The 12,763-nt window shown below is 72.3% G+C and carries 9 protein-coding genes; 6 read left to right on the forward strand and 3 right to left on the reverse strand.

The window, feature by feature from the left end; translation table 11 throughout:
• The 5 genes from ND747_RS13905 to hpnH form a co-directional block, all read left to right on the forward strand.
• Window positions 1–1,274, forward strand: a 1,274-nt coding sequence (locus ND747_RS13905; protein ID WP_251734007.1) for an FAD-dependent oxidoreductase, incomplete at its 5' end; no start/stop codon positions are given.
• Window positions 1,271–2,287 carry a polyprenyl synthetase family protein gene (locus tag ND747_RS13910; RefSeq protein ID WP_251734010.1) on the forward strand — a complete coding sequence of 339 codons (1,017 nt, stop codon included), beginning with the start codon at window positions 1,271–1,273 and terminating at the stop codon, window positions 2,285–2,287. The genes ND747_RS13905 and ND747_RS13910, both read left to right, overlap by 4 nt.
• Window positions 2,288–2,380: 93 nt before the next feature.
• A complete protein-coding gene (locus ND747_RS13915) occupies window positions 2,381–4,588 on the forward strand; it encodes a prenyltransferase/squalene oxidase repeat-containing protein (protein WP_251734012.1) in 2,208 nt (735 codons plus the stop codon).
• Entirely contained in the window at window positions 4,585–6,567 is a 1,983-nt protein-coding gene (gene ispH / locus ND747_RS13920) for a 4-hydroxy-3-methylbut-2-enyl diphosphate reductase (protein ID WP_251734014.1), read from the forward strand. Before ND747_RS13915 ends, ispH begins: the two co-directional genes overlap by 4 nt.
• Before the next feature lie 1,112 nt (window positions 6,568–7,679).
• Window positions 7,680–8,684 (forward strand): adenosyl-hopene transferase HpnH, encoded by a 1,005-nt coding sequence (gene hpnH / locus ND747_RS13925; RefSeq protein ID WP_251734016.1) that lies wholly within the window; start codon window positions 7,680–7,682, stop codon window positions 8,682–8,684.
• Window positions 8,685–8,996: 312 nt separating this feature from the next.
• Here the strand turns inward: hpnH and ND747_RS13930 are convergent, their stop codons facing one another.
• Window positions 8,997–9,656, reverse strand: a complete 660-nt coding sequence (locus ND747_RS13930; RefSeq protein ID WP_251734024.1) for a TetR family transcriptional regulator — start codon at window positions 9,654–9,656, stop codon at window positions 8,997–8,999.
• A gap of 354 nt (window positions 9,657–10,010) precedes the next feature.
• On the opposite strand from ND747_RS13930, the gene ND747_RS13935 reads away from it, so the two are divergent.
• Entirely contained in the window at window positions 10,011–11,366 is a 1,356-nt protein-coding gene (locus ND747_RS13935; RefSeq protein ID WP_251734026.1) for a glycosyltransferase, read from the forward strand.
• 74 nt (window positions 11,367–11,440) lie between these two features.
• On the opposite strand, the gene ND747_RS13940 is transcribed toward ND747_RS13935, so the two are convergent.
• Both ND747_RS13940 and ND747_RS13945 read right to left on the reverse strand, forming a co-directional pair.
• Window positions 11,441–12,382, reverse strand: a complete 942-nt coding sequence (locus ND747_RS13940) for an urease accessory protein UreD (protein WP_251734028.1) — start codon at window positions 12,380–12,382, stop codon at window positions 11,441–11,443.
• A gap of 77 nt (window positions 12,383–12,459) precedes the next feature.
• Window positions 12,460–12,763, reverse strand: a 304-nt coding sequence (locus tag ND747_RS13945; protein ID WP_285900495.1) for an urease accessory UreF family protein, incomplete at its 5' end; no start/stop codon positions are given.

Raw genomic sequence — 12,763 nt, forward strand, 5'->3', positions numbered from 1 at the left:
CCCCCGACCCGCTCGCCGAGCGGCTGCGCGCCGGGCTCGCGGCGTTCCAGCTCGGGCGGCTCGATCAGCGTTCCCCGCAGGTCGACGGTCGCTCGTTCGGCGCCTGGCTGGCCGGCCACGGCCAGGGCCCGGCGGCCACCAGCGCGCTGTGGGAGCTGCTGACCGTGGCGACGCTCAACGTGCCCGCGGACGAGGCATCCCTCGGCCTTGCCGCCAAGGTGGTGCGCACCGGCCTGCTGGAGGGCGCCGACGCCGGTGACCTCGGTTGGGCGGAGGTGCCGCTGTCGCGCCTGCACGGCGACGCGGCGCTGGCCGCGCTGACCGCGGTCGGCGCGGACGTGCGCACCGGCGTGAAGGTCCGCTCGGTCACCGCGGACGGCGCCGGCTGGCAGGTCGCGGTGACCGCCGGGGGCACCAGCCGGGGTGCGGCCGTCCCCGGGGCGGATCCCTCCGGCGCGTTGTACGCCGACGCGGTGGTGCTCGCCACCCCGGCGCCGGCGGCCGCCGGGCTGCTGCCCACCGGCGCGAGCGTCGAGCCCGACCGGCTGCGTCAGCTCGGCGACTCGCCGATCATCAACGTGCACATGATCTATCCGCGGCAGGTCATCGAGGGCCCGTTCCTCGCGGTCGTCGACTCGCCGATCCAGTGGATCTTCGACCGGACGATCTCCTCGGGCCTGGCCGCCTCGGGCCCGCCGGGGGCGCAGTACCTGGCGTTGTCCCAGTCGGCCGCCGAGCCGTGGATCAACATGCCGGCCGCCGACGTCGCGACCCTGTTCACCCGCGAGATGGCCCGGCTGTTCCCGGCCGCACGGGCCGCCGAGCCGATCGAGGTCTTCGTGACCCGGGAGCGCACCGCCACCTTCCGCCAGGTGCCCGGTTCGCTCGCGTTGCGCCCGGGTGCGTCGACCGGCCTGGCGCACTTTGCCCTGGCCGGGACGTACACCGACACCGGCTGGCCGGCGACCATGGAATCGGCCGTGCGTAGCGGAGTCGCTGCAGCCCGTGAGAGCCTGGCAGGCATGGGGGTAGTCGTGGGGGACCTGGCCGACCTGGCTGAGCGGCCTTCGACCGGGTCGTCCAGGCCGACTGTGATCGATGTCGAGCCGCGACCGGCATCGGATGAGCCATGGGATAGACCAGAATCGTCGGATTCGTCGGATTTTCCGGCTCCACGGGGGACGAACGCGGTGACCGCCGGTTCCACGGCGGCTGCCGGGCCGGTGCCCACCGGCCAGCAAGAGCACTCATCCACAGGGGGATTCCCGGTATGACCATGACGGTTCCGGATGCGATCGAGCGGGGAAGGACCCTCACCGTCCCGGCGCTGCGCGCCGTGGTGGACCGCCTGCACCCGCGGCTTCGCCACGTTGTCGCCTATCACCGCGGTTGGGTCGACGCCGAGAACAAGCCGCTGACCGGCTCGGGCGGCAAGCTTGTCCGCCCGGCCCTGGCCCTGCTGTCCGCCGAGGCCGCGGGCGCGCCGCCGGAGGTGGGCCTGCCGGCCGCCTGCGCCGTCGAGCTCGTGCACGACTTCTCGCTGCTGCACGACGACCTGATGGACGGTGACCGCGAGCGTCGCCACCGCGCGACGGCCTGGACGGTCTTCGGGGCCGACGGTGCGATCCTCGCGGGCGACGCTCTGCTCGGGCTCGCCGTGCAGATCCTGCTCGAGGTCGAGGGCGACCAGGCCCGCCGCGCCGCGCTGATCCTCAGCGCCGGCGTCCAGGACCTGGTCCGCGGCCAGGCCGAGGACCTGATGTTCGAAAGCCGCACCGACGTGACGGTCGCGGACACGCTGCACATGGAGGACGGCAAGACCGGCGCGCTGCTGGCCTGCTCGGCGTCGCTGGGCGCGGTGCTCGCCGGCGGTAGCGACGAACTGGTCGCCGCGCTGTCCGAGTACGGATCGCGCCTGGGCACCGCCTTCCAGCTCATCGACGACCTGCTCGGCATCTGGGGCGACCCGGCCGTCACCGGCAAGCCGGTCCTGTCGGACCTGCGCTCGCGCAAGAAGTCGGTGCCGGTGGTCGTGGCCCTGGAGGCCGGTGGGCCCGCGGCCGACGAACTGCGCGCGTTCCTCACCGCCACCGGGGAGTCCACCGAGGCGGAGCTGGCGCACATCGCGGAGCTCGTCGAGCGGGCCGGTGGCCGGGAATGGACCACCGCCGAGGCCGACCGGCAGCTCAAGGCCTGCGAGAACGTGCTCCGCTCGCTGTCGATGCCGGCGCAGGTCGAGGCCGAGCTGCTCGCCCTCGCCCGTTTCGTGACCGAGCGCGATCGCTAGGAGGCCGCAGGTGCGCACCGGCGCTCGCGCGGTCGGCGATCACCCCGACGATCGCCTGTTTGACCATCGCCCGTACGACGAGGGGAGTCGTCGATGAGCCTGACTTCGGACCCGTCCCCGGCTGCTCCGTCCGCGCAGGAGACCCCGAAGCGGCCCGCCATCCCGGTGCCCGCGACCGCGGACGCCTATGGGATCTCCCGGTCGTCACCGCCGCTGGCCGAGGGCGCCGTGGCCCCGGCCAGCCCACCCGATGCGCTGGGGGCCACCCCGGCCGTCGCGCACCCCGCCGCCGGGCACACTGCCGTCACGGCCAGCGCCCAGGTGGCAACGCAGCTGGCCCGCGACCATCTCCTCGCGTTGCAGGCGGACGAGGGCTGGTGGAAGGGCAACCTCGAGACCAACGTCACGATGGATGCCGAGGACCTGTTCATGAAACAGTTCCTCGGCATCCGCGGCGCCGAGGAGACCGAGCAGACCGCCCGGTGGGTGCGCTCCCAGCAGCAGCCCGACGGCAGCTGGGCCACCTTCTACGGCGGTCCGGCGGATCTGTCCACCACCATCGAGGCCTACATCGCGCTGCGCCTGGCCGGCGACCCGGTCGACGCGCCGCACATGCTGCGCGCCGCCGAACTCGTCCGGGAGCAGGGCGGCATCGCCGCCTCGCGGGTGTTCACCCGGATCTGGCTGGCGGCGCTGGGGCAGTGGTCCTGGGACGACGTGCCGGTGATCCCGCCGGAGCTGATCCTCGCGCCGTCCTGGCTGCCCCTGAACGTCTACGACTTCGCCTGCTGGGCGCGCCAGACGATCGTCGCCCTGACGATCGTGGGCTCCCTGCGTCCGGCGCACGACCTCGGCTTCGACATCGACGAGCTCAAGGTGGCGGCGCCGGCCCGCAAGCCGGCCCCGCTGCGCAGCTGGGAGGGCGCCTTCGAGCGGCTCGACAAGCTGCTGCACCGCTACGAGCGTCGGCCACTGAAGCTGCTGCGCAGCCTGGCGCTGCGCCGGGCCACCGAGTGGGTCGTCGCCCGCCAGGAGGCCGACGGCTGCTGGGGCGGCATCCAGCCACCCTGGGTGTACTCGGTGATGGCCCTGCACCTGATGGGCTACCCGCTCAACCACCCGGTGATCGCCGCCGCGTTCCGCGGGATGGACCGCTACGTGATCCGCCGGGAGACCCCCGAGGGCCCCGCCCGCCAGATCGAGGCCTGCCAGTCGCCGGTGTGGGACACCGCCCTCGCGGTCGTCGCACTGTCCGACGCCGGCGTCCCCGGTGACCATCCGGCGATGGTGAAGGCCGGCAGGTGGCTGGTCGACGAGGAGGTCCGGGTCGCCGGCGACTGGGCGATCCGCCGTCCCGAGCTCGCTCCCGGTGGCTGGGCCTTCGAGTTCGACAACGACTTCTACCCGGACGTCGACGACACCGCCGAGGTCGTCCTCGCCCTGCGCCGCCTGCTCGGAGACGGCCACGTCTCCGTCACCGGCGCCGGCCGGGCCGGCGCCCACAACGGCGCCGGCTCCCACCACGGTTCCGGGGCGTTCGGGGGCCGCCCGAACACGGTGGAGGACGCCGATCCGACGCTCGCCGCCGCGATCCGCGCCGCCGCCGCCCGCGGGGTCGACTGGAGCGTCGGGATGCGTTCGTCCAACGGCGCCTGGGGTGCCTTCGACGCCGACAACGTCCAGATGCTCGCCACCAAGATCCCGTTCTGCGACTTCGGTGAGGTCGTCGACCCACCGTCCGCGGACGTGACCGCCCACCTGGTCGAGATGCTCGCCGACCTCGGCCGCTCGGATCACCCGATCACCCAGCGGGCGGTCCAGTGGCTGCTGGACAACCAGGAACCGGGCGGCTCCTGGTTCGGTCGCTGGGGCGTCAACCACGTGTACGGCACGGGCGCGGTCGTGCCGGCACTCATCTCCGCCGGCGTGCCGACCGACCATCCCGCGATCACGGCCTCGGTGCGCTGGCTGCTCGAACATCAGGCCCCCGAAGGCGGCTGGGGCGAGGACCTGCGCTCCTACACCGACCCGGCCTGGATCGGACGGGGCGCGCTCACCGCCTCGCAGACCGCCTGGGCCCTGCTTGCCCTGCTCGCCGTCGACCCGCACAGCCTCGCGGTCAAGCGCGGGGTTCGGTGGCTGTGCGAGACCCAGCGTCCCGACGGCACCTGGGACGAGCCGCACTTCACCGGCACCGGCTTCCCCGGGGACTTCTCCCTGAACTACAACCTGTACCGGCTGGTCTTCCCACTGACGGCGCTCGGCCGGTACGTGAGCCTCACCGGGGTAACGACACCATGACCACCTCCGCATCCCCGGGCGGGGACGGCACCGTGGCCGGAAACCATCCGGCGCCGGCCGTCGTGCCCGCGGTGATCCCCGCCCAGGACAATCTGTCACCTTCCGTGCCCTCCCGATCGCCTGCGGCGTCCGCGCCCGCTCCGGTACTGCCCTTCCGGACGCCGGCCGCAGGCACCCGCCGCACCACACCGACGGCTGCCGCTGCCACACCGGCGCCCGCCGCGGTCGCTGCCACACCGGCCGCGTCCGCCATCGCACCGGCCACGGATTCGTCGGCCACCGGTTCTGCTGGGGCCGCTGGTTCTGCTGGGGCCGCTGGTTCCGGGGCCGCTGGCTCTGCGGCCCGGGCCGGGACGTCCGGCGGTGCGCAGCGGCCGGGCCGGCTCGTCGTCGCGACCGCGCTGCGGTTCGAGGCGATGGCGGCCGGCCGCTCCGGGCTGCCGTCCGACACGATCATGATCCGGACGGGCATGGGGCCCGACCGGGCCCGCCAGGCCGCCCGGGTGGTCCGTCAGGCCCGTCCGGATGCGGTCGCCATCGTCGGCCTGTCCGGTGGGCTCGCTCCCGGGGTGAAGCCCGGGGACGTCGTCGTCGCCGAGGAGGTCCGCTCCTCCGACGGCACCGTCACTCGGTGTGCCTCGGCGCCGTTGCTTGCCGGCGACCTGCGCCGACTCGGCCTCACCGTGCACGTTGGCCCGATCATCACCGTGCCCAAGGTGGCCCACGGCAGCGAACGCACCCGACTCGCCGCCACCGGCGCCATCGCCGTGGACATGGAGAGCGCCCCGATCGCCGAGGGGGCGGGTGATGTTCCGTTCGCGGCCGTCCGCGTCATCGTCGACACCATGGACGAGCCGCTGGGCCGGCTCGACCTGGTCCGCCGCGGCGTGCAGGGGCTGCGCACGATGAGCCGGCTCGGTCCGCCGCTGGGCACGTGGGCGGCCGCGGCGGGTCGGCGCACGGTGCTGCTCGCCGAGCCACGGGCGTTCTGCGCCGGGGTCGAGCGGGCGATCGAGGTCGTCGAGCGGGCCCTGGACCTGCACGGCGCCCCCGTCTACGTCCGCAAGCAGATCGTGCACAACTCCCATGTCGTCGCCGATCTGGCCGCCCGCGGCGCGGTCTTCGTCGAGGAACTCGACGAGGTGCCCGCCGGTGCCACGGTGGTGTTCTCCGCCCACGGCGTCGCTCCCGCGGTCTGGGAGCAGGCTGGCGGCCGCGACCTGTCGGTCATCGACGCGACCTGCCCGCTGGTCGAGAAGGTCCACGCCGAGGCCCGCCGCTTCACCTCCCGCGGTGACACCGTCCTGCTCATCGGCCATGCCGGTCACGAGGAGGTCGACGGCACCCTCGGTGAGTCCCCCGGACGGATCCAGCTCGTCCAGTCCCCGGCCGAGGTCGCCGATCTCGAGGTCCCCGACCCGGAGCGGGTCACCTACCTGATGCAGACGACCCTGGCGCTGGACGAGGCGTCCGAGGTCGTCGACGCGTTGCAGAAGCGTTTCCCGGCGATCGTCGGACCGGGTTCGGCCGACATCTGCTACGCGACGTCCAACCGGCAGAACGCCGTGCGCAAGGTCGCCCAGGAGGCCCAGCTGGTGCTGGTCGTCGGCTCGGCGAACAGCGCGAACTCGGTGCGACTCGTCGAGGTCAGCAACCGCGACGGCGTCGCCTCCCACCTGGTGGAAAACGTCGGTGACGTACAGCTGTCCTGGCTTGCCGGGGTGGAAACGGTCGGCATCTCGGCCGGCGCGTCCGCGCCGCCGGCACTCGTCGAGGAGCTGACGGCCGCCCTGTCCGGCCTTGGACCGACCGACGTCGCCGTCCGCTCCGTCGGCCAGGAGTCGATCTCCTTCCACCTGCCCAAGGAGCTGCGTCGGGCGTCGGCGAATCTCTCCTCGCCGTCCTCGTCGGCAGGCTCGTCCTCGGCGGCAGGTCCGCCGCCTGCCCCGCGGCCGGCCGCCTCGCGAGCCTCGTCCTGACCCGTCGCCAGGCCGTCTCGGTCTCGCGGGAGCCTGAGCATCCGCGAGACCGGGGACCTGTGGTCCTCCGACCCGGTGGTCCTCCGTCGGGTATACGGCGCCGGGTCGGCACCGAGCGCCGACTGTCCCCGGCCCTGTCGATGGCGTGTGTCGACCAGCCGCCCAGTGGCAACGGCGAGTGCATCGATAGTGGCTTTCCGTATCGTTCTGTATCCCCTGGCGGATTTTGCCGAGCGTTCTGGGTGGATGCCGAGGGTTGTTCGGTGCCATGTGGAGGGTTGTTCTGGAAATCGGGGCCTTATTCTCGAACAACCCTCCACATGCCGGCCGGCCGCCGGTCCCCCTTGGCCCTGTGTCCTGGGTGAGGGCGTCGGGAGGCCGGACGCCACTCGAGTCGTCGCTCGACGTTGCCGCGGATGTTCGATGGGTCATTTTTGCTGGATCTTCTCCGCGTCCGGCGCCGATGTGCGCGGGTTCGCCCGCTTGCGGCCTGCCCGCTGGGGGCGGAACGGACATGAAGGTTGATGGTGGAGCAGATCGGAGCGTCATTCTGACGCGCTGTTTGCCGGCCTGGCTGCGGTCGGGTCGGGAACGCCCTGGTGCCGGTGGGGTGGATCCGGTGCCAGGCCCCGCCCTGGTCGGGTTCGGGTCGGGCCCGGATCGGGGTCGGGTCGGGCTCGGCTCGGGTCGGGCTCGGATCGGGCTGGGCCCGGCTCGGGTCACGTACGGGGACGTGCTCAGGTCGTGCTCAGGTCGCGCTCCGAGGGTGACCGTGTCACTCTTGGTAGCGAACGCGGTGCGCGGAGCGGCTGCCCATGGTGATGGGTTCGCAGCGGCGCAGACCGGGTGCGGAGTGGTTCCGACACGTCCGACGAGGCGTCGAAGTAGCCCTTTCCGGCCTCGGTGTCACGCGGCACATTCGGTACCTGAATAGCCCCTGACCTGGCTGGATGCCATCCGATTCCGCCCAGGCGGGGGATGCGGTTACCCAGGCGATCCGGTTGTGCGGCAGTTCATCGCGCGATCCACATGCAGGCTGTACGTACAGGCTGTATGGTCAGTGCAGCGATCATCGGTCATTGACCGGCAACCAAAGAGAGGGGAGCTACGCCGTGGCGGTCGAGTGGCGGTACCAGCTCCGTGTAGGTACCTATCTGGCGAAGCAGAAACTGCTGCGTCGCAAGCACTTCCCGCTCGTGCTGGAGCTGGAGCCACTGTTTGCCTGCAACCTGTCCTGCACGGGTTGTGGGAAGATCCAGCATCCGGCGTCCGTCCTGAAGCAGCGGATGAGCGTCGATGACGCTCTCGCTGCGGTCAAGGAGTGCGGCGCTCCGGTTGTTGCGATCGCGGGCGGTGAGCCGCTCATGCATCCGCAGATTCACGAGATCGTGAACGAGCTGACCAAGCGTAAGAAGTTCGTGATCCTCTGCACGAACGGGCTGCTTCTCCAGAAGAAGCTGAAGAACTTCACCCCGTCGCCCTACTTCACCTTCGTCCTGCACATCGACGGGCTGCGTGATCGGCACGACGCGGTGGTGGAGAAGGAAGGCACCTTCGACGAGTGCGTCCGGGCGTTCCACGCGGCGAAGGCCGCAGGCTTCCGGGTCGGCACGAACTCGACGTTCTTCAACAACGACAGCCCGCAGGACGTCATCGACATCCTGACCTTCCTCAACGACGACCTCAAGGTCGACCAGATCCAGCTCTCCCCGGGCTACGCGTACGAGAAGGCTCCCGACCAGGAGCACTTCCTCGCTGTCCAGGAGACCCGGGAGATGTTCGCCAAGGTCTTCGCGGAGGGCCGGCGCAAGAAGTTCCGTCTCAACCACTCCCCGGTGTTCCTTGACTTCCTGGAAGGGAAGAAGGAGCTGGCCTGCACCGCGTGGGGCATCCCGAGCTACTCGCTGTTCGGTTGGCAGAAGCCCTGCTACCTGATGAGCGACGGGTACGTCTCCTCGTACAAGGAGCTCGTCGAGACGACCGACTGGGACTCCTACGGCCGGGGCAAGGACCCGCGTTGCGCGAACTGCATGGCGCACTGCGGGTACGAGACCTCTGCCGTGCTCGCCACGATCGGTTCGCTCAAGGAGTCGATCCGCGCCGTACGCGAGGCCTGATCTTCGCGTCCCACCCCTGACGCTGCCGTTTCACGGCGTCACCGTTCCGGGTACCACCGCACAGCAGCACAAGCGATACCGCACAATGTGACCGACGCCGTCCCGACCGGATCCCTTCCCGGCCGGGGCGGCGTTCGTGCGTGTGTGGACCGCTCGATGTGGCGATCGTGGCACGTGTGGGAGGCGCTTCGGCGGCTGCGGGAAGGTGCTGCCGCGGTGCGGGGCGTGCGCCGGAGCATGGCCGGCCCGTCCGGGGGATGCCGGGAACGCCGGTGACGCGCGGTCGACGGTGGGCCGCGCGTCCCGAGAGCGTCAGCGGGGATGAACGGCCTGTTCGGCGCTGACCGGAGGCTGGGCAGCCAGGTCACCGCCGCGGCCGAGGCCGCGCAACAGCCGGTCGAGCACGATGCCGATCTCGACCCGGGCGGCATCCGGATCGGCCGCGCGGCCGGTGAAGATGCTCGCCTCGGACAGCAGTGCGGCGACCAGCCGGGTCAGCGGGGCGACGGGCAGCGGGTCGATCCGCTCCTCGGCGATGGCGCGTTGCAGCCATTCCGACAACAGCCGGTAGCCGTGCCGCTCGACGAGGGCGTCCCAGGCCTCGCTGCCGAGTACCGCGGGACCGTCCACCAGGACGATGCGCTGGAAGTCGCTGTCCGCAGTGGAGATGTCCAGCAGGGACTGGATGCCGGTGCGCAGCTGGGTCCAGGCGTCGCTGGGCAGCTCGGCGTCGCGGGCCAGCTCGCCCGCCACCAGCTTCTCGGCGACCTCGGTGGCGACCTGCTCCATCACGGTGCGAAACAGATCGGCCTTGTCGCGGAAGTGATGGTAGAGCGCGCCGCGGGTCACCTGGGCGTCGGCGACGATCTCCTCGGTTCCGGTGGCGGCGAATCCCTGTTCGGCGAACCGACGGCGGGCGGCGACGACGAGCGCCTGACGGGTGTCAGTCGTCTGTTCGGAACGGCGGGTCACCCCCCGATTATGGTGCAGTGGCTGGCCTGAGCGGGGGTTGAAGCCGGTGTGGTGTCCGTCTGTGGGCCAGGGGTACCAGCGTGTGGGTTCGCCGGGCACCGAGGTGCCCGGCGCAGACGCCCGACCGGGTCATTCCGCCAGCGCAGGGGTCCCGCGGGTCCGGCGTTGCCCCCTGCGTCGACTGCGCGGCCTTCGGCCCGGCGAAGATGCATCGTTGCAGGTCACCGGCACTTTTTTGGCAGTGGTTCGGGCTGGGCGGCGGGCCGTGCGGCGCCAGCCGAACGGGCGGTTCTTTACACACAATTACCCCACTCGCCCGCTCCGCGTGCGACCTTCGTGGCAGGATTACTCTCTGTGACTGTACTCCAGTGGATAGCCCTCGCCTCGTTGCTCGCCTGGCTGTACCTGGCCGTCGGTCATGGCACGTTCTGGCGCACCGACCAGCGGCTGCCCCGGCGCCAGGCGCCGGCGAGCTGGCCGAGTGTCGCGATCATCATCCCGGCCCGGGACGAGGCGGACGTGCTGCCCGTGACCCTGCCGAGCCTGCTCGCCCAGGACTACCCCGGCTCGGTGCGGCTCATCCTCGTCGACGACGGTTCGACCGACGGCACCACCGAGGTCGCCCGCACCCTCGCCGAACAGGCGGCGCAGCGCGGCGGCTCGAACGTGACGGCCGCGGTGACCGCGTCCACCGAGCCACCCCCCGGCTGGACGGGGAAGCTGTGGGCACTGCGCCGCGGCATCGAGTGCGCTGGAGACGTCGAGTTCCTACTGCTCACCGACGCCGACATCGCGCACGACCCCGGGTCGCTGACGGCCCTGGTCGCCTCCGCCCATACCCAGCGTCTCGACATGGTCTCCCAGATGGCGGTCCTGCGCGCCGACACCTTCTGGGAGCGGATCATCGTCCCGGCGTTCGTCTACTTCTTCGCGATGCTGTATCCGTTCCGCTGGTCGAACCGGCCGACGTCCCGGGTGGCGGCAGCGGCCGGTGGCTGTTCGCTGGTGCGTCGTGAGGCGCTGGTCCGCGCGGGCGGGCTGGCCGAGGTGCGCGGTGCGGTCATCGACGACGTGGCCATCGCTCGGATCATCAAGCGCTCCGGCGGACGGACCTGGCTCGGCCTCGCCGACCAGGTGCACAGCCGCCGCCCCTATCCGCGCCTGGCCGACCTGTGGAAGATGGTCTCCCGCTCCGCCTACGCCCAGCTGCGGCACTCGCCGTTGCTGCTGGTCGGCACGGTGGCGGGGCTCGGCCTGGTGTTCCTGGTGCCGGTGGTGGCCACCGTCGCCGGGCTTGCGGCCGGCAACGCCACGGTCGCCCTGATCGGGGCCGCCGCCTGGCTGATCATGACGCTGACCTACATCCCGATGATCCGTTACTACCGGCAGCCGGTGGCCGCCGTGCTGCTGCTGCCCGGGGCCGCGGCACTGTATCTCGGGATGACGGTCGACTCCGCGCGCCTCAAGCGGGCCGGCCGTGGCGCCGCCTGGAAGGGCCGCACCTACGACGGGCACGGCACCCCCGAACGGCGCGGCCTCGGCACGACCACCCTCGCCCCCCACGTGGCCGCCCCGCACGTCGCCGTCGTCCAGCCTCCGCGGGACCCCTGGGACCTGCCCGCTCCCGCCACCCCCGCCGACGACGCCCCCGAGATCCCCCCCACCTCCACCTCCACCGCCTCCGACCCGCACCGCGCTTCGTCCGCCTGACCGTCGCCGACGATCGCCACCGCAGCCCACTGCGGAGGGTGACAGGCCGGGGCGCCGGCCGGGAGCGGCGGGGATCAACGTGCCGGGCGACGACCAGAGGGGTGGGAGCCGGGGGCGGTGGCCAGCAGCCGGCGCAGGCTGACAGCGTCCGGAGCGAGTGCTGTGACCAGGTAGCCCGGCCCGGCCAGCGGCATGAGCGCGGCCTCCCCGCCACCGCGTCCGGCGTGGTCGTCCTGTCCGGGCTGGCTGCCTCGGCCGACGATGACGGACTCGGGCCCTGGCCCCGCCCATTCGGGCCCCGCGACGACCAGCGAGCCCACCGCCCTGGCCGCTCCGAGCTGGGCCGGACCGTGCAGCCCCGGCGTGTCCGGCCCGAGCGCCAGCTCATGGCGCAGCAGCCCGATGGTGCCGCCGCGCAGGACAGTTCCGACCGCGGGTTCGGTTTCGGTGCTGGCCCCGGTTCTCGGTTCGACTCCGGCTCCGGGCGAGATGTCGACACGGAGCATGCTGTGGAAGGACCCGGCGGACTCGCCGAACCGGCCGAGCAGGATCTCCTCGCGTAGCCACAGCCGGGCGGTCGGGTCCAGGGTGATCTCGGTGAGCGCGGCGTGGTCGGCGCCGGCTGCCACCACCGTCGGCTCCGGTTGGAAGTCCAGTTCCCCGCCCGGGCCCACCTGCGCCGTGACCGTCAGGCGGGACGGGCGGTCGCCGGCTCCACGCCCGGGCAGCGCAACCATCGCCGCCACCGATCGCAGCACCAGCCGTACCCCGGCGCCGACGGAGATGTCGAGCCGGAGGTCGTCGCCCGCCAACGGCCCAGCCGCGGCACCGACCAGATGCACCGTCACCGACGGCGGCGTCGCGGGTGTTCCCGGTGGCGGTGCGGCGGAGGGTGCGGCTCCGCCTGGCCTGCGTCCGGTCAGACGCAGGACGAGCGGCACGTCCGAACGCAGTTCGCGGACGTGCACGTCGTCGCGTGCGCCGAGTTCGACCCGGACAGCCGCGTTGGCGCGCACCCGGGCAACCTAACAGGCCCCCCGATCAACCGGCGTGCCGCCCGGCGCGGCTGCGCGGAACACCCTGAACCGGCCCGTCAGGAGGCGAACATCCGCAGGTCGGCGCGCCGGTGGCGTTCGGCGAGCAGGTCAAGGCGCAGGCCGGCGCGGGCGGGTAGGGCCGGGGGTGGGAGCGCGGCCGAGGCGTCGCCGAGGTGTGCCGTCGCTGCCACCTGGTCTGCGAGCCGGGCAAGAACGCCGGTGACGGCGAGCGGGTCCAGCCCGAGCAGCCGGGTCGCGGCGGTGGCGGGCCCGGTGACCGCCAGATGCGCGGCGGCGAGAGCCACCTCCGCGGGGCGCAGTCCGGCACCGGCCGCGACCATGCCCAGGGCGACTGGGTGG

Origin of the sequence: Frankia sp. R82 (assembly GCF_023716925.1) — a bacterium.
Taxonomy (GTDB): Bacteria; Actinomycetota; Actinomycetes; order Frankiales; family Frankiaceae; genus Frankia.

Coding starts and splice junctions, on each gene's coding strand:
- ND747_RS13910 (WP_251734010.1), top strand. CDS start 1,271: ATGACCATGACGGTTCCGGATGCGATCGAGCGGGGAAGGACCCTCACC.
- ND747_RS13915 (WP_251734012.1), top strand. CDS start 2,381: ATGAGCCTGACTTCGGACCCGTCCCCGGCTGCTCCGTCCGCGCAGGAG.
- ispH (WP_251734014.1), top strand. CDS start 4,585: ATGACCACCTCCGCATCCCCGGGCGGGGACGGCACCGTGGCCGGAAAC.